Genomic DNA, 17002 nt, shown 5'->3' on the forward strand with positions numbered 1-17002 from the left:
CTACCTCCTAAATAACAATAGCGTCCTATCTCACATTAAGCCTTGTTCCTTTAAACTCGAGTATTTGTTATTCCCGATCACCACGTGATCAAGCATTTCGATACCTATAATTGTCCCTGCTTCGACCAGCCGTTTTGTGATTGAAATGTCTTCTTGGCTTGGATCGGGATTTCCGCTCGGGTGGTTGTGGGCACATATTATGGAAGCGCAGCTTCGTTTTATTGCCATGCGAAAGACTTCCCGTGGATGGACGATGCAGGCGTTGAGAGATCCGATCGAGATGACCTCTTTACTCATCACTCCATTCTTTGTATTGAGGAAGAGACAGATAAACTGCTCTTGTTTCAGATGTCGGAATTCGGGCTCCAGCAACTTATAGACATCCATCGGGGAGCGGATCTTACTAACTAAAGGGGATGGAGAAGAGATGATCTGCGAAAGCTTTAGAGTAGCTACGATCTGCATTGCCTTTGCTCTTCCTACACCTTCAATGGCAAGCAGTTCCTGCTCAGTAACGTCGATAAGATCTGAAAAAGTGGGGAACCTCCGGAAGATTTCCTCGACGATGTCGCTTCCTGGTTTTTCACGGAGCGAATAAGCTAATAACGATTTAAGATCGGTAGGAGTACTTTTCTTCAGCATGGTGGGTCTCCTTTAAAAAGAGAAATGTTTATTGGCAAAGCAAAGGGCAACCGTCAATGGTTGCCCTAAGTAATAATGGCCTCTGCATTAATCGATAACGATTAAACAGCGGCCTGAACGAGTTCATATGCTTGATCAGTTAGCGGATTCCCTTCCATCGTCCTCATGAATAAATTTTCCTTAAAGGACGGGTTTCTCTCAGCGGTTTCGCATGGGTTGCGAAATCCGATACGGCATTGATGAATCGATAACCATTCTTCCCGACATGTTCAAGAGCGGTGCTTCAAAATAGTTAAGCTTCAAATCGGATCTTAGAAACTCCACATTCTATTCTTGCGTCTTCGATGCATTATCAGGTATGAGGATCAGAAGCTCGATGTACTATATAATCCTGTGATCGGAAATTTTGATACGGTTTAAGCGATCAACTTCCATCCCAAAACTATCCATGTAATGTAATATTCAGCAAGAAGGAGTGTTTTCTTGGCTTCATCCAATATCCACGTCACGGATATTTGCTTTAAAGCCGGGTATATCCATCAAAGTGTCTGTAAGTATGGAACGTTGCATGACAGTCCATTTCAATTCCGCTTGATGCAATGCGTCGGACGAATTTAAAGCCTCCTCAACTCTTTCCCCAAGCCCGTGCCACGGTGCTTCCCGTACATAAAATATTGTTTCTACATTTGCTGGAATTATATCATCTCCTTTTTATTAAGCATCACAGATATAATATAGAAATGAGATTTTGTATTTTGCAACTAACCTTAAACCGGCCCCAGAGAATATGGAGGGATTCTCTCCCCTATCTCTCGTAAACCGTAGGTATATGCAATGTTATCCACAAATCGCCGAATCCCTTGATACATCTGGGTTCACGGCGATTTCGTGTGTCTATGACTATCGAAACCGGCCTGACCTTTCATTAATCTGCTTGCTTCAGCAAAAGTTATTTCCATTTGCCGTGCCAGCTCGCTATCTTACCATCGCTAGTTGTTGACAAGCTTAATGATATAATCTAATATTGGATCCATTGATCCACATTATTTTAGATATTGTTGCCATTGAGGTACAAATGGATTATACAGCTAAAATGTTCCTTTCGTCGATACAAATAACAAAATGGTGTCGAAGAGAAACGGGAAAATCACGTTCTGATGTATCCTTTAATAAATAGAACGTAAAAATATGTTTCCATTTGGTTACGGATATACTATCCTATTTTAGGAGGTGTACTATGAACTCTATTGGCGATTTTATAAAAGATAGACGGCTTAGTAAGGGCTGGTCTAAACGGGCTTTGGCTGAGAAAGCAGGTATAAGCCACTCGGAAGTTCACCGCATTGAAAACGGAGAGCGAGTAAATCCTTCCGTACCTGTTCTTAATGCACTTGGGGAAGCCCTCGGAGTACCAAAGGATGATTTGCTTCGCCTTGCCGGATACAAAAGCGACGAGGGTGATATTCCCATGATAGAGCGTGTGTTTCCTGACCTTAAGACGGAGAAGCAACAAAAAACCGCCCAAAAAATAATCGACGGATTGGCACGTAGCGGCGATATGGATGACGTCGATTATGACCGGCTCGTTGACCAAGTAGAGATGTTTTTCGACTATGTTAAGAAGAAGAACAATACCGATTAGACCAAGATTTCCTTATGCCGTAAAACACGCTTATGAAGTACTGGCGCATATCGGTGTCACTGAACTTCAGATAGACCCTTCCACGATAGGTGAGTTCTATCTAGAGATTCACATGGTATCGTATGTCGAACTCAAAATGAATACACGTGAAGCTGATCCTTTGTTTTTTCAGAGAAAAATGCTCGATCCGATTTCTTGAGAGTTTTGTACACACGGGGCAAAAGTAGCCATATCGACGGTGAAACCAATGGTGAAATGTTGATAATCATTGACATAGAAACAACAAGGAGAAAGCGGTAAATACGGCGTGACAATACTTCGCTGCATCGAAAAATATGGAATGACACGCATCGAGAGCTTTTCCTCTCTGAGTAGGGAAACTTTTGATATGTCGTGTTCGAAGGAGAATAATTCATGGCAAAACTGACTATTTCACAACTCGAGAACCATCTTCTTAAAGCAGCAGACATTCTGCGTGGTAAGATGGATGCTTCCGAGTTTAAGGAGTATATCTTTGGTATGCTCTTTCTCAAACGATTATCTGACAATTTCACAGTTAAACGGACAGAACTTTTAAAGGGTTTTCAGGCAAGGGGATGGTCAACTGAACGTATTGCACAGGAACTCGAAGAACCTATTAATTACGGGAATGTTTTTTTCGTTCCGTGGGAGGCTCGCTGGACGTGCGAGGAACACGAGCTCGGTACGGCGGCAATGCCCGAAAAGTGGACGGGCATCCTGCACCTAAAAACCGAGGTCGCTTCCAAACTGAAGCGCGCCCTTACGAGGATTGAAAAGAGCAACCCCACGCTTGAGGGTGTGCTTTCAAATATAGATTTCGGCAAGAAAGTAAAATCCAAGCAGATAATCAACGACGCGAAGCTAATTAAGCTGATTGGTCACTTCAACAAATATCGTCTGACAAACGAGGACTTCGTATTCCCCGACCTCTTAGGCGCGGCATATGAATACATGATTAAAAACTTCGCCGACAGCGCGGGCAAAAAGGGCGGAGAATTCTATACCCCGTCTCCGGTGGTGCAACTCATGGTGCGCCTAATTAAACCGGCGGCGGGTAATCGTGTTTATGACCCGACGGTCGGCTCGGGCGGTATGCTAATTCACAGCAAACAATATGTCGAGGAAAACGGCGGCAGAGCCGACGACTTATCGCTGTTCGGGCAGGACGACGCGGCTTCCGTATGGTCAATCTGCAAGATGAATATGATAATGCACGACATCAAGGATGCGGATATTCAACACGGTGATACCATAGGTGAGCCGCATTGGACGGATGAAAAAGACCCGTCCCTAACGCGCCAGTTCGACCGCGTCATCGCTAATCCGCCGTTTTCGCAGAACTACTCCCAAGCGGGAATGAAACTGCCGAATCGCTTCCAGTACGGCTTCGCACCTGAAACGGGAAAAAAAGCCGACCTGATGTTCGTGGAACACATGATAGCGTCAACCAAAGACGACGGCATTATGATATCGGTTATGCCCCACGGCGTACTCTTCCGTGGTGGCTCGGAACAGCGTATCCGCAAAGGAATTCTGACCGATAAGCAGGACATCGTGCAGGCGGTCATTGGATTACCCCCAAACCTTTTCTATGGCACGAGCATTCCAGCGTGTCTGCTTGTGATAAACAAAAAGAAGCCGAAGCGATTGAAAGGCAGCGTCCTTATCATCAACGCCGATGCGGAGTTTGGCGAAGGTCGCAATCAGAACTTCCTGCGTCCGGAGGATATCGAGAAGATTGTCTACGTCTTTGACAACTTTCTCGAAGTGCCGGGATATTCAAGCATTGTGCCGATAAACGAAATTACCGACGAGAAAGGCAACGACTGCAACCTGAATATTCGCCGCTATGTTGATAATATTCCACTTGCAGAACCGCACGATGTGAAGGCGCACCTTTTCGGCGGTGTACCAATTGCGGAAATAACTGCATTGAACGGTCTGGTCACTAAGTACGGCATCGCCGAAAGCAACCTCTTCACCGACCGTGGAAACGGCTACGCCGACTTTGTCCATGCCGACAAAGACGATATTAAGAAAGCCATTCAATCGAACGCGGGTGTGACTGCCGCCAACAGTAGAGTTACCGAAGCCGCTAATAGTTGGTGGGTGCAGGCCGCCACCGAAATCTTACAAATTGGCAAGACCGTACAGGTATATGAATTCAAGCGGAAGTACACCGAACAACTGCGTGAGATGCTTGAACCGCTCGGCGTGATGGACAGATTCCAATGTATCGGGGTGTTCGCCAACTGGTGGGAACACAGCTATACCGTGAGGGAATCCACTGAAATCGAATCGGATGGCGACAGCAATACCAAGGTTACCGTCAAGGAGGTCATCTCCATCAAGAATGTATTTAAGACCATCAGTGCGGAGGGGTTTGTCGCTGCGCTTGTTTCCGACGAGAAGATAGCAAAGGAACACTTTGCCGCTGAACTGGATGCCCTTGAAGTTTTGGAGCGCGATGCGGAGAACGCTGCCGCAGAGCTGCAAAGCTATGCCGAGAGCATCGACATGGGGGAGGGTGACGACGATTCCGAGGGCGAGGGGGCGGATGAAGCCAAGGAAGTCAAAGTTTCGGACGTAGAAAAATATTTGAAGTTTCTGGGGACGGAGGAAGCAAAAGCGTCCCTAAAAATGATAAAGGACTTGAAGTCCGAAAAGAGCAAGGCAAATAAAGCCTTGAAAAAGGCACAGACCGAACTGCAGCAGAAAATCGAGGCCATACGAAAGCAACTGACCACCGAACAGTGCGAGACACTCGTGATGGAACTCCTGTGTGAGGGCTTTATTATCGAGTTGGATAAATATCTGAAAGCTGAACTCGATAAAACGGTCAAAGCCGTGCATCACCTCTGGGAGAAGTATGCTATATCAGCGAAACAGCTAACCGACACTCGCGCCGCCGCCGAGGATAAGCTGAACGGCTTTCTAAGGGGGTTGGGGTACTATGGGTAAAGCAAGACTTGATTCTGGAATCGTGGAGATTAACCCTTATAGTGGTAAAAAGCGTCCAGCCCAATTCTACTATATTGATTTGGATGCTGTTACCGCAGGAAAACTAACAAAGGATGTCATTGTGTCGAGAACCGAAGCACCATCACGGGCGCAAAGGCTCCTGAAAGTAAACGACATACTCTTTCAAACAGTGCGTCCATACCAGCAGAACAATTATTTTTTCAGCAAAGAACGTGAGCTCAGAACGGTTGCCTCTACTGGCTACGCACAGATAAGAACCGAAAACAATCCGATGTATATCTATTATTCACTTCATCAAGATGAATTCGTTCGGGAAGTGAATAACAGAACGACGGGTTCAAACTATCCGGCGATAAACCCAACAGAACTCGGAAAGTGTTGCATTTATTATGAACCAGACCATAAAAAGCAAGATAAAATAGCCGCCGTACTAACCGCAGCCGATGAAGCTATCGCCGCGAGCCGCGCTCTGGTAGAGAAGTACGCCGCCGTGAAGCAGGGGCTTATGCAGGATTTGTTGTCGGGCAGAGTTAGGCTTTCTGGCTATAAGGGTGATTGGGAACTGCTGAAGATTGGGAACCTACTCGACTTCAAGAATGGTCTAAACAAAGGCAAAGAGTTTTTTGGAGAAGGTATTCCGATTGTGAACTACATGGATGTCTACTCAAAGCCTGGAATTCACGCCGCAAGCCTCGAAGGGCGAGTACGCTTAAGCAAGAACGAGATAAAACGGTTTGAGGTTAGAAAGGGCGATGTGTTTTTCACCCGAACTTCCGAGTCAGTAAACGAGGTCGGCTATACGAGTGTCCTGCTTGATGATGTTGAGGATGGAGTGTTTAGTGGGTTCGTACTGAGAGGACGACCGAAGAATGACAAACTTGATATTCATTATTGCCAGTTTTGCTTCACAACGCCGGAAATCAGGAGAGCAATAATAGTAGGCGCTACTTACACCACACGCGCACTTACAAGCGGAACTTATCTTTCAACAATACCGATTCCGCTGCCAAAGCCCGACGAACAACGCGCTATCGCCGAAACAATAATGGCCGCGGACGAGCGGCTAACAGCCGAACGTGAACGGCTGAGGAAACTGGAAGACATTAAACGTGGTCTGATGAACGACCTGCTGACGAACAAGGTCACCACCGATAAACTGCAAGGAGGGATCTGATATGGCAAATACCAAATCTAACAACGAACTCACATACGTTGAAGAACCGTTCCTCGCCCACCTTGAAAAGGTAGGCTGGACTATCGAGCGTTGGAGAGGCGGCAAGAACTGCCGCGCCGACTTCGGCGATGTGATACTGGAGAGCCATGCGAAAGCCGCCCTCCTTGACCTAAATCCGTGGCTGACCGACAGTCAAGCAGAAGACCTTGTCACGGAACTGCACAGCTTCAAAAGGTTTTCCCTAATAGACCGTAACCGCGAGGGCGATGAGCGTCTGGCGGTCGGTCTTTCTGCATATAACGAGGAAACCGGCGAGGATAATCAGCCTGTGCGACTAATTGACTACGCCGAGCCGAAAAACAACAGCTTTCTCGCCGTGTCGCAGTTCCGCATCCAACGGCTCGAAAAGGAAATCATTCCCGACATCGTGCTTTTTGTAAATGGTCTGCCCCTTGTTGTCGTGGAGTGCAAATCGTCCACACTAAAAGAACCGTTCTTTGACGGCGTAGCGCAGATTGAACGATACAAGCGGGACTTTCCCGACTTGTTCAGCTATAACCAGTTTGTCATCTCTACTTGCCGCCAGATGGCGAAGTACAGCACCATCACGGGTAGTGTGGATAACTACCTCGAATGGAAGGAACCATATCCGTTTCCTCTTTCGGACATCGACCCGTCCGGCGGTATCGTACCGAGCCAAGAGAAACTCGTATGGGGTATGCTGTCGCTCGGTAACTTCCTCGACATTGTCCGTAACTACACTGTTTGGGACGGAGTAATAAAGAAAGCGCCGCGATATATGCAGTATCGTGGTGCGCGAAAATTAGTGGGACGTATTCGCACCGACCGCAAGGGCGGCACGATTTGGCATACGCAAGGCTCCGGTAAAAGCTTATCGATGATGTATGTCATTCGGCAGATGTACCATTCCGATGACTTGAAGGATTGGAAAATCGTACTTATCGTCGACCGTGATGACTTAGAGAAGCAACTGCGCCAGACGAGTGCGGTTTTGGGCTATACGGTCAACGTAGCGAAAAGTATTGAGGGTGCGAAGCAGCTTATCGCTTCCGAAGCGAGCGATATTACTCTCACTATGATTCATAAGTTCGGTGAAACGGCTGAAAAAGATGGCCAAAAGAAAAAGGTCTCCGTTTTCCCTGAATTGAACAAGTCCGATAAAATCCTCGTAATGATTGACGAGGCGCATCGCAGTGAGTATGGGGAACTTGCCGCTGGTATGATTAAGGCGATGCCGAATGCTGTCCGGGTTGCGTTCACAGGGACACCGATAACAGCGACTACTAACACTTTCGGCGGCGTATTTGATACTTACAATATGCGCCAAGCTGTAGAAGACGGCGTGGTTGTGGAAATTCGCTACGAGGGTCGGGCTGCGAACAGCACCGTCATTGATGAGGAAGCCATGAACGGCAAGTTTGTGGACATCTTCGGTTATGCGGACGACGATGAAAAACAGGACATCATGCGCCGATATACCCTCAAGGGCTATATGGAGGCTGATGCTGTTATCCGAGCCAAAGCCGCCGATATGCTAGAGCATTACATAGGAACAGTATTTCAGAACGGCTTTAAGGCTCAAGTCGCAGCGTTTAACCGCGAAGCTGCGTACCGATATAAAAAGGCGTTTGAGGAATTGCTTATCGCCAAGATTACCGCTCTCAAAGCGGATAACCCCGACGGCATTGACATTGCCCTTTTGGAAAAATTGAAAGTCGAGTGCATCATCTCGTCCGGCACCGACGACGCAAACCGTCATCCGCATTTGAAGGCTCTCGTGGACAGCACCGACAAAGACGCGATTGTCGGGGAGGAAGGCAGTTTCAAAACGTCGTTTGCCAAAGGTGGATACACTGGTATTGTTATCGTATCCGATATGCTGCTGACTGGCTTTGACGCACCTATCGAGCAGGTTCTATATCTCGATAAGAAACTGGTCAACCATAACCTTTTGCAGGCGATTGCCCGCGTCAATCGCACTTACGGCAAGGATAAGACCTGTGGTTATGTCGTTGATTATGTTGGCATTACCCAGCACCTCAAGGAAGCTCTTTCGGAATACGCCTCGCTTGAAGGAGTTTCAGAAGAGGATAAAGACCCTATGTTATCTGTTTCGGAGGACGTTGACCGCCTTAACTCCGCTTACAACGAAATTCTGACTTTTGTCCGTGATGAGGTCTGCTACGATATTTCCACCCAGACAGAATCCGTAATAGAGGAGCTTGTTGCGGTTGAAGAGCTGCGTGACGAGTACAACGACCTTTTCAAAAAACTGTCGAAGTATTATGACCGCGTTCTGCCGAACCCTGTGGCGCTTCAATACCGTGATGGCTACAAGCAACTGGCGTTTATCCGTGAGTCGGTGGCAAACCGCACCCGCGACCCGCGTTATTCCATGAAGGACGCCAGCGCCAAGGTTCGGGCAATCATCGAAGAGTACCTCGCCGTCAGCGGCGTGGGTGTAGAAGTGCCGCCTATTGATATCCTCTCCCCCGACTTCATCGCGGGGGTTGAGAAACCCGACAAGACCGACCGCGCCGTGGTGGACGAACTGGAATACGCCGTCCGTGAGTATATTATTGAGAATACGCCGCGTGACCCGGAACTGTTCGAGCGCTTCAGCGAGCACCTGAACGAAATGCTGGAAACTCTTACAGGTAACTGGAAGGAACTTCGCAAAGCTCTCGAAAAGTTCATCAAGACCGACCTCTTCAACGCCCGTAACGCGGAAAATACATACGGGTACGAAGCTGTAAAAGAGATGCCATTTTTCTCGTTGCTCCGAAAAGAAGTCTTCGGTGACAAGAAGTTTGAGGACTTGACCCAGGTTGAATTCAATGCCCTAAAATCGCTGACGGACGACTGCTTGTCACGGCTTAAGACGGACACCGCCAAGCGGGACTTTTGGGACCATGATATGCAGATTCGGCAGACCAGGGCTGAAATTCGCTCCAAGCTACTGGACATGGAAGTAACCGCACCAAGTATCGGCAGCAAGATTAACGACATCGTCCAGAAAATAATCGAATTGGGGAGGGAGCATTACAAATGAACGAAATCCCCTATGAAATAGTACGCTCCAATCGAAAGACACTGGCATTGACTGTCGACAGTGAGGCAAAACTTGTAGTCCGGGCACCGATTCAGTTGGGCGAAGATGTTATCCGTGATTTCATTAAAAAGAAAGCACGGTGGATAACCGATAAACAAAGGCATGTGAGCGACTACGCAACGAAGCAGAGCGCGTTTGTCTTGGAGGATGGCGAGAACGTCCTGTACCTCGGGAAGTCCTATGCCGTCCTCCGCAAAGCCGTGCAGGAAGTCACGATCGAGGGCAATTTCCTGTTTGTTCCGGAGGACATGATGCTTGAAGGCTTTGCCGAGTGGATGAAGGCACAGGGCGATAGAGTTATCCGCGAACGGGTGGACTACTATTCCAACCTGATGGGGGTAAAATACGCTTCTGTCAAAATGTCGGAAGCAAAACGCCGATGGGGTTCGTGCGGAGCGGGCAACACATTGAACTTTGCTTGGCGGCTCGTGATGTGTCCGCAGTCGGTCATTGACTACGTGGTGGTTCACGAACTTTCCCATGTTACATATAAAGACCACAGCGCGAAGTTCTGGATTCGGGTTGCAACTGTAATGCCAAGCTACAAAGAGGCGCAGGATTGGCTACGGTTGAACCGTAAGTTGATGGAAGTAATATAGCGAAAGAGCTAACTATATTTTATACGAGGGGGGAAGTGTTATGAGTTTACAAGTTTTCAATAAAGAGGTCGATGTAGCTGTAATAGGACTTACCAATTCCGGAAAGTCTACTTTTATCACGTCTATGATTGACCGAAGCAAGTTTGGTGATACTGAACTTCTTAAAAAGTTGTGCGACAATGACGGAGGGTTGACGAAAGTTACAACTTTCTATGCTTTGAATGAATGCGATTCAGCTTCTGTCGAGAAAGTGGACTTTCACGACGATTTCGTAGAGGAAAACGCTAAAAAGACAAATGAAATCTTAAGAAAGCTAAAAATTGATGTGCAAGACACCGCTAACAAAGAGGACGAAGCTATTCAAATTCGGACTGCGTTAGATGAGTTCCGCAAGAAGCTCGAGAGCGATTTGGCTTATACCATTCAGACGATAAATAAAAAAGATGCGGATAAAATAATTCGATATATAAAAATCAAGGTTCCTGCAACACAGTGGGCTCTAGAACTAATGAGCAAATATGGATTCGATACAGTAGTACTACGGGACACAAGAGGATTTTTGGATGATAGTATGTCTTCGGGTAAAAAATCTCCCAATTTAGCGGATACCGGATTGGACGGAATACAGGCGTGCGTGTTTATGAATGGACGTGACTCTGTTTTTCCAAATTTGGCACGCGACATGTACGGTGATTTTGTAAAGTCAATATTTGAATCCGTTCCTACTTTTATTATTGAACAAAGTGGTTATTTAACTAGAGAATTAGAGGAATGTGGTGATGATAGTCTGGTTAAAGCATACAACGATTCAATGGAAAACCCGAAAATTGTAAAACGTAACTTTACGGAAATCAGAAAACTCCTTGAACATTTAGGGATTGTCGACAAAGATGGCGAGGCAACAAATCAACTCATTCAAGCCAATAAAAGACAGCTTTTGTTACCGGAAATTGTAGAGTTAAAGAACAAAGAAAAGAATTATGATTCTGAAGAATATAAACTCTATGCCGTATGCCAGATGGAAGTACTCAAGCGCCTATTAGAAAGCCTCGCTGATTTTAGAGAGTTATTGAAAAGAATAGTTGGTTTCTTTGACGACGCAGATAGAGTTGCTGATTTTCAAAGTAAGGTTTTAGAAACTTTTGAAAACCTTCACTTCTCTGACATCGTAACCGATTATTTAAACGGCGACAGAACCAATAGCGTCTATGTAAGACCCATAACGAATGACTTCCATATGACAAGTCGTCTGGACGATTTAATAAAGAAGTCCCTGTTAGGCCCACGCGGAGGAATCACTGCAAAGACCAATGGTTACTACGATTATGGTCATACTGGGACATTTGCGGTAACAGCATGGAAAGCCTTCAATGAAATTATCGTTGACTTTGATTTAGTTGACAAATATACCGATTTGGCAGAGTTAATCGTAAACTCTATCGAGGGGAAAGAACGCAAAAACAAAAATGTTGTCAATACCTATATCCTTGAAGTGAAGCAATGCTTGAAGTATGTGTTGCAAAATTCCTGCACGGATACCAGAGCGACTTTTTCAGGTTATTATTTCATATCAAGGTATAAAGTAGTTGATTCTATAACAAAAATGAAGGAGCAATGGAAAAGCTATGAGCCGAAATACGGAGTTAACGCTATTGATGATGTGTTTCTAAAAAAAATAGAAGAAATTATGACAGAAGAGCATCTCGTAAATGATGTTAATTTAGCCCGAGTATCACAGCTTTACGTCGCATTCCGAAATGTGATTGAAGTGTTTTTTTCCTGTGTGTCAAACAGTCACAATTACCTCGGAATCAGCAACGAAGTAAGCGTGTAAATAATTTCCTAAGACAAGTCTGGCTAGCAGGACAAATATGCGATGGTCTATTGAGGGGCATTATATTGTCAAACTAGTTCTTATAAGTACCTTTTCAAAGGCTGCCGTAAAACTGCCGTAAAAACTCGAGAAAAGGTATGGTAAAGTAAAAGAGTACTAGGTGAATTTATTGAAATAACATTGATTTATGCGCTATTAAGCTACTACAATAGAAGCCGCAGAAATGAGGCCGTTTCCCACATACGGTGCATATTTTTAATTGCATGAGTGCCCACATTTTGCCCACAAACTCTACGCACACACCATACTCACAAGTATTTATTGGACTAATATCTGAAGGATATCGGATGAAATCGCTACATAAAGACTCAAAAAAACCATAAGAACGCATATGTCTCATGGGCGGCATGATGTGATGAAATCATTATCGAAGTAATTCGATGATGAGCGACCGCGCTTAAGCGGTAGATTTCATCGCCGATGGAGCAGAAAAGCGCTCCATGCGGTAATCAGGCTGAGAAGTCTGCAGCATCAAAAGTTTCCTTAAACGGAAACACCGTTTGACCACATCATGCAAAAATGAGAGACCTTTCATGAGTTCATTGAACTCTTGAAAGGTCTCTTTGATTTCGCAAAATCAATCTAATTCTTGCTCTAAAACCGCTTTTACTAAATGACGTACTTCATCTGTTGACGTTGTATCCATTAACTGGTTTCTTAGTTCGCCTGCGCCTCTAAATCCGCGAACATAGATTTTGAAAAAGCGAAGAAGCGGTTTAAATGAACGTGGCAGAATTTCTTTTGAATATTTATCGTGAAGATCCAACTGTAAAAGAAGCAAATGGAGAAAATCCTTTGCGCTATGTTCTTTAGGCTCTTTTTCAAAAGCGAATGGATTGGTGAAAATGCCGCGTCCAATCATGACGCCATCAACGCCGTATTGTTCTACTAATTTTAATCCTGTTGCGCGGTCAGGAATATCTCCATTAATCGTTAACAACGTATGTGGAGCAATTTCATCGCGTAATTTTTTTATTTCAGGGATTAGCTCCCAGTGTGCAGCTACTTTACTCATCTCTTTTTTTGTACGAAGGTGAATGGAAAGATTCGCAATATCTTGTTTCAAAATATGTCCTAACCAATCGCGCCACTCGTCAATGTTATGGTAACCTAATCTTGTTTTAACGCTAACCGGCAATCCACCTGCTTTTGCGGCTTGAATAATTTCTGCTGCAACTTCAGGATGTTGTATTAATCCAGCACCTTTTCCATTGGAAGCAACGTTTTGTACAGGGCATCCCATGTTTAAATCGATACCACGAAAACCGAGTTTTTTCATATCCATACTCATCTGTTCAAAAAATTCTGGTTTATTGCCCCAAATATGAGCGACAATCGGTTGTTCATCTTCTGTGAACGTTAACCGGCCACGTACACTGTCTTTTCCTAGAGGGTGACAATAACTTTCTGTATTTGTGAATTCCGTGAAAAATACGTCGGGCTTTGCAGCTTCACTAACGACGTGACGAAATACAACATCTGTGACATCTTCCATTGGTGCTAATATGAAAAATGGCTTCGGTAAGTCAAGCCAAAAATTATGTTCGTTACTCATAGTATCTCCTCTTGTTGCAATATATAAAAAAAGCTATGGCAAATTCCTTTATCCATCATACATCATACATAATATCATTTTTTTTCGTTTGATGCACTGAATCGATTGTGTGAGCGTAAACACATGATATTGACTTGGAAATATAGGGCTGATTTTTAAGGGGATTCGGATAGAAAACCTATGATAAGACCTAAAATACACAAAAAACTCACATCGTTTTGTTAGTATACCTTAGAGTTCACTGGAATATTTCAGTAGACTCTAAGGTGCTTTTTATATAGTTTGAGGTAATCGTACATGGTGGAATAAAAAGTAAAGTGGATAATTTACTTATCCACTCGACAGTGTTATATTATAAGCAACAGAAGCATATAATGCAGAAAGGAGCCGTGCGCTAACACGACTCCCCCTGCAACAGCTGCTTTTAAGGGCAGTAGGCTTTAATCAGGTGTTACGATCGAAATAGACCGCATTCCTTGACCAGGGGGCGGTCTATTTTCGTTTCTCGGACAGTAGCGCTACGATAAGCAAACCAAAAGTAAGCATGATCATGAGTGCTTCAAATACTGTCACAAGGCATCACCTCCCATAAACAGTCGCTTTATGGTCGGTCACGTCTGAGTCGGTTTGTGAGCTAGTCATTCAGCCTACTTCCTATTCCAAGGAGGTGGGCTTTTTTATTTAATTGGTCAGCTTTTAACGATAAAAACTAAAGTATTTGTAAATCCTCCTTTCTCTCGTCATCATGCATTGATTAATCAACAAACAATAGGTATGATAAACGAGGCAACAAAAAAGCAATTAAAACAACATGAAAGCTACAGTGCTTTGATCGAAACGAAGATGAAACATGCAAGATATCGTACAATTTGAATGTAGATGAGGGATAGGCTTGGGGAAGCGTACGATCGGAAAGTCTGAATTTACTCGCGAGATGAAAGGATTAGTCGTTCCATCTGTGCTGCAAATGCTAGTAGCTAATTCATTCTCGCTAGTTAATATGCTGATGGTGACCAGCTTGGGGGATGGAGCCGTCGCGATTACGGCCGCAGCAGGCAGGATCAGCTTCATTTTATCGATGATTCTTACCGCCGTTTATGGAATGACTGCTTATATGACCCAGTACTATGGAAAACAGCAGTACACGCTTTTGCGTGCGACATTCGGCTTTATGCTGATGACGGGTATCGGCATCAGTCTTCTGGCATTTGCTGCTGTGTCGATTTGGAAGGAGCCGATCCTTTCTCTATTTATTAAGGACGCTGAACTCATGCCGCTTGGCATTCAATACGTGACGATTATGGCGTTTGTTTTTCTAATCAGTGCAATTAGGGATGCTTATGCCCAGGCGCTTGGATCTATAGGGAAGGTTAAGATCACTTTGTATGTCGGTCTATGTGCGATGGCCATCAATATTACACTGGATTATGGGCTGATCTACGGCAGGCTAGGCTTGCCTAAGCTTGGTGTTGCTGGAGCTGCATGGGGAACGTTAATCGCTTCTGGTGCGAGCCTGCTGGTTTTGTTCGTCTTCATTTATAGTAAATCCTATTATGTAAACATTCGCGTCCGCGAGCTATTTAGCTTGCCTCTGCTGCTGCGCAAACAGGTATTGAAAACGATCACGCCGCTCATGTTCCACGAAGGAATGTGGTCGATTGGCAATATGCTGTATGCCGTAGCTTTTGGAGCATTGGGCATCGCGGCATTGACTACATTTCAGTTGGGCAATACGCTGCAGGGATATTTTATGATGGGGATTCACGGATTTGCTTATGCAGCAAAGGTCATGATTGGACAAAAGCTGGGCCAGGATGAGCCGGAGCAGGCGATGGATTATGCGCGCAGATTTACTCGCATTTCGGTCATTGCTGGTATAATCATAAGTGTTGTCATTATTATAGTTTCGCCGTTTGCAGCCTTGATTTTTCCTCACCTAAGCGCGGAGGTTCATGCATCATTAGGGAATGTGCTTCTGCTGCAAGCACTGGCTATGACAGCATTTTTCTTGAATAATGTTTGGATTGTCGGTATGTTTAGAGCAGGCGGAGATAATTTGTTTACGATGAACATGATTTTAATTACAACATGGGCCATTGCCTTGCCAGCAGTATTTGTTGGCGTGTACGTGCTCCATCTGCCGCTTGAATGGGTGTATGCTTTATTTTTATGTGAAGAGATTAGCAAAGCTTTGATCGGGTATAAACGTTATCGTTCCCAGAAATGGATGCGGAATTTAGCTGGGCCTAGCCCGGAAGCGCCAGCAGCGGCGGCATCTTTGTAGGGTTCTGGGTGCGTGAGAATAGTAACGAAGTAGAATGGAGGGTTTGTGATGTCTCTCGCAGGCGAAGAAAGAAAGCTAAGCATTATGAACTTGCTGAATGAGCATGGAAAGGTCATTGCGGGCGACCTGGCGCGCATGTTTGAGGTTACAACAGAAACGATTCGCAGAGATCTCGATGAGCTGGAGAAGGAAAATAAGCTTAAGAAGGTGTATGGAGGCGCAATCAAGCTGAAGGTAGAAATAGAGCCTACATTGTTTGAAAGAGCCTGCATTAATCAAGAGGCGAAGGAGAAAATTGGCTATCTTGCTTTTTCACTAATCGACGATTATGACGTGATCTTTATAGATGAAGGCACAACACCGCTGCAGATTATCCCGTTTCTATCCCAAAAGCAGCAGGTTACCGTACTAACGAGCTCGATATCTGCCATGATGGCCTTGATTGAGCTCAAAAAAAGAGAGCAATTCGATGGCCGGATTATTATGCTTGGCGGCGAGGTGAATGTGAAGCATTCCCGTGTCACGGGCGCTATTGCGGAAGCTAATATGTCGGATATTTTTGTGAATAAAGCATTTGTAACCGTAGATGCCTTATCGATCGAGCACGGATTTACGAGCTATGATTATGAGAAGGCAACGTTGACCCGCAAATGGATTCAGCAGTCGGAAACATCGATCATTTTGGCGGATTCATCGAAATGGAACAAGCGGTCCATGGTGAAAATATGCGATTTTGAAAATGTCGATATCGTGATTTCGGAACTGGAGCCCCTGGCCGAGTGGAAGACGCAGCTGGAAGAGAAGAATACGAGATGGATGATGCCAACTGAATAGCAAAGCAGAAGAAAAGCATGAGTAAAGGATGAGTAAAGTATAAGGTTTGCATCAAACGATCGAATGAAATGATCGAATTAGATGGTCCAACCAGATGGTCCAATCCGTCGTAAAAGCCAGTAGAGAAGCGCAACTTCTCTGCTGGCTTTTTTTGATGTTGTTTGTTGTTGTGTCAAAATTGTAATCCCTATGTTAAATCTTTCGAATCGCATTGTATTGGTCATTTTTTCGCAGTAGAATGT

11 protein-coding genes are annotated in these 17002 nt (G+C 45.0%); 8 read left to right on the top strand and 3 right to left on the bottom strand.

The features are described 5' to 3' along the window. Positions 1 to 30: 30 nt before the first annotated feature. Positions 31 to 642, bottom strand: coding sequence for a RadC family protein (gene radC, locus ASF12_RS32550; RefSeq protein ID WP_056043635.1), 612 nt, complete (start codon positions 640 to 642; stop codon positions 31 to 33). A gap of 1237 nt (positions 643 to 1879) precedes the next feature. On the opposite strand from radC, the gene ASF12_RS32555 reads away from it, so the two are divergent. The 6 genes from ASF12_RS32555 (at position 1880) to ASF12_RS32580 (ending at position 12027) form a co-directional block, all read left to right on the top strand. Then, positions 1880 to 2284, top strand: a complete 405-nt coding sequence (locus ASF12_RS32555) for a helix-turn-helix domain-containing protein (protein WP_056043638.1) — start codon at positions 1880 to 1882, stop codon at positions 2282 to 2284. A 414-nt stretch (positions 2285 to 2698) separates the two neighbouring features. Next, entirely contained in the window at positions 2699 to 5266 is a 2568-nt protein-coding gene (locus ASF12_RS32560) for a type I restriction-modification system subunit M (protein ID WP_056043641.1), read from the top strand. Then, a complete protein-coding gene (locus tag ASF12_RS32565) occupies positions 5259 to 6461 on the top strand; it encodes a restriction endonuclease subunit S (protein ID WP_056043644.1) in 1203 nt (400 codons plus the stop codon). Before ASF12_RS32560 ends, ASF12_RS32565 begins: the two co-directional genes overlap by 8 nt. A gap of 1 nt (position 6462) precedes the next feature. After that, complete coding sequence (locus ASF12_RS32570; protein ID WP_056043647.1) at positions 6463 to 9534, top strand: type I restriction endonuclease subunit R; 3072 nt, start codon at positions 6463 to 6465, stop codon at positions 9532 to 9534. Continuing rightward, on the top strand, positions 9531 to 10193 hold the full coding sequence (locus ASF12_RS32575) for a M48 family metallopeptidase (RefSeq protein ID WP_056043650.1): 663 nt from the start codon (positions 9531 to 9533) through the stop codon (positions 10191 to 10193). The genes ASF12_RS32570 and ASF12_RS32575 overlap by 4 nt, the downstream gene beginning before the upstream one ends. A gap of 40 nt (positions 10194 to 10233) precedes the next feature. After that, positions 10234 to 12027 carry a hypothetical protein gene (locus ASF12_RS32580; protein ID WP_056043652.1) on the top strand — a complete coding sequence of 598 codons (1794 nt, stop codon included), beginning with the start codon at positions 10234 to 10236 and terminating at the stop codon, positions 12025 to 12027. Positions 12028 to 12664: 637 nt separating this feature from the next. On the opposite strand, the gene ASF12_RS32585 is transcribed toward ASF12_RS32580, so the two are convergent. Together ASF12_RS32585 and ASF12_RS36750 are read right to left on the bottom strand one after the other, a co-directional pair. Further along, positions 12665 to 13642 carry a tRNA dihydrouridine synthase gene (locus ASF12_RS32585; RefSeq protein WP_056043655.1) on the bottom strand — a complete coding sequence of 326 codons (978 nt, stop codon included), beginning with the start codon at positions 13640 to 13642 and terminating at the stop codon, positions 12665 to 12667. A gap of 492 nt (positions 13643 to 14134) precedes the next feature. Continuing rightward, a complete protein-coding gene (locus tag ASF12_RS36750; RefSeq protein WP_414811807.1) occupies positions 14135 to 14215 on the bottom strand; it encodes a putative holin-like toxin in 81 nt (26 codons plus the stop codon). Positions 14216 to 14534: 319 nt separating this feature from the next. On the opposite strand from ASF12_RS36750, the gene ASF12_RS32590 reads away from it, so the two are divergent. Then, positions 14535 to 15926, top strand: coding sequence for an MATE family efflux transporter (locus tag ASF12_RS32590; RefSeq protein WP_056043658.1), 1392 nt, complete (start codon positions 14535 to 14537; stop codon positions 15924 to 15926). Between the two features lie 48 nt (positions 15927 to 15974). Beyond that, the gene (locus tag ASF12_RS32595) at positions 15975 to 16760 is read left to right on the top strand and encodes a DeoR/GlpR family DNA-binding transcription regulator (RefSeq protein ID WP_056043660.1); all 786 of its coding nucleotides are present in this window, start codon (positions 15975 to 15977) and stop codon (positions 16758 to 16760) included. Positions 16761 to 17002: the final 242 nt, after the last annotated feature.

Origin of the sequence: Paenibacillus sp. Leaf72 (assembly GCF_001422685.1) — a bacterium.
In the GTDB taxonomy this organism is placed as follows: domain Bacteria; phylum Bacillota; class Bacilli; order Paenibacillales; family Paenibacillaceae; genus Pristimantibacillus.

What these genes read in the sequence shown, in the direction of transcription:
- radC (WP_056043635.1), bottom strand. Translation starts at nt 642, where the DNA reads ATGCTGAAGAAAAGTACTCCTACCGATCTTAAATCGTTATTAGCTTAT.
- ASF12_RS32555 (WP_056043638.1), top strand. Translation starts at nt 1,880, where the DNA reads ATGAACTCTATTGGCGATTTTATAAAAGATAGACGGCTTAGTAAGGGC.
- ASF12_RS32560 (WP_056043641.1), top strand. Translation starts at nt 2,699, where the DNA reads ATGGCAAAACTGACTATTTCACAACTCGAGAACCATCTTCTTAAAGCA.
- ASF12_RS32565 (WP_056043644.1), top strand. Translation starts at nt 5,259, where the DNA reads ATGGGTAAAGCAAGACTTGATTCTGGAATCGTGGAGATTAACCCTTAT.
- ASF12_RS32570 (WP_056043647.1), top strand. Translation starts at nt 6,463, where the DNA reads ATGGCAAATACCAAATCTAACAACGAACTCACATACGTTGAAGAACCG.
- ASF12_RS32575 (WP_056043650.1), top strand. Translation starts at nt 9,531, where the DNA reads ATGAACGAAATCCCCTATGAAATAGTACGCTCCAATCGAAAGACACTG.
- ASF12_RS32580 (WP_056043652.1), top strand. Translation starts at nt 10,234, where the DNA reads ATGAGTTTACAAGTTTTCAATAAAGAGGTCGATGTAGCTGTAATAGGA.
- ASF12_RS32585 (WP_056043655.1), bottom strand. Translation starts at nt 13,642, where the DNA reads ATGAGTAACGAACATAATTTTTGGCTTGACTTACCGAAGCCATTTTTC.
- ASF12_RS32595 (WP_056043660.1), top strand. Translation starts at nt 15,975, where the DNA reads ATGTCTCTCGCAGGCGAAGAAAGAAAGCTAAGCATTATGAACTTGCTG.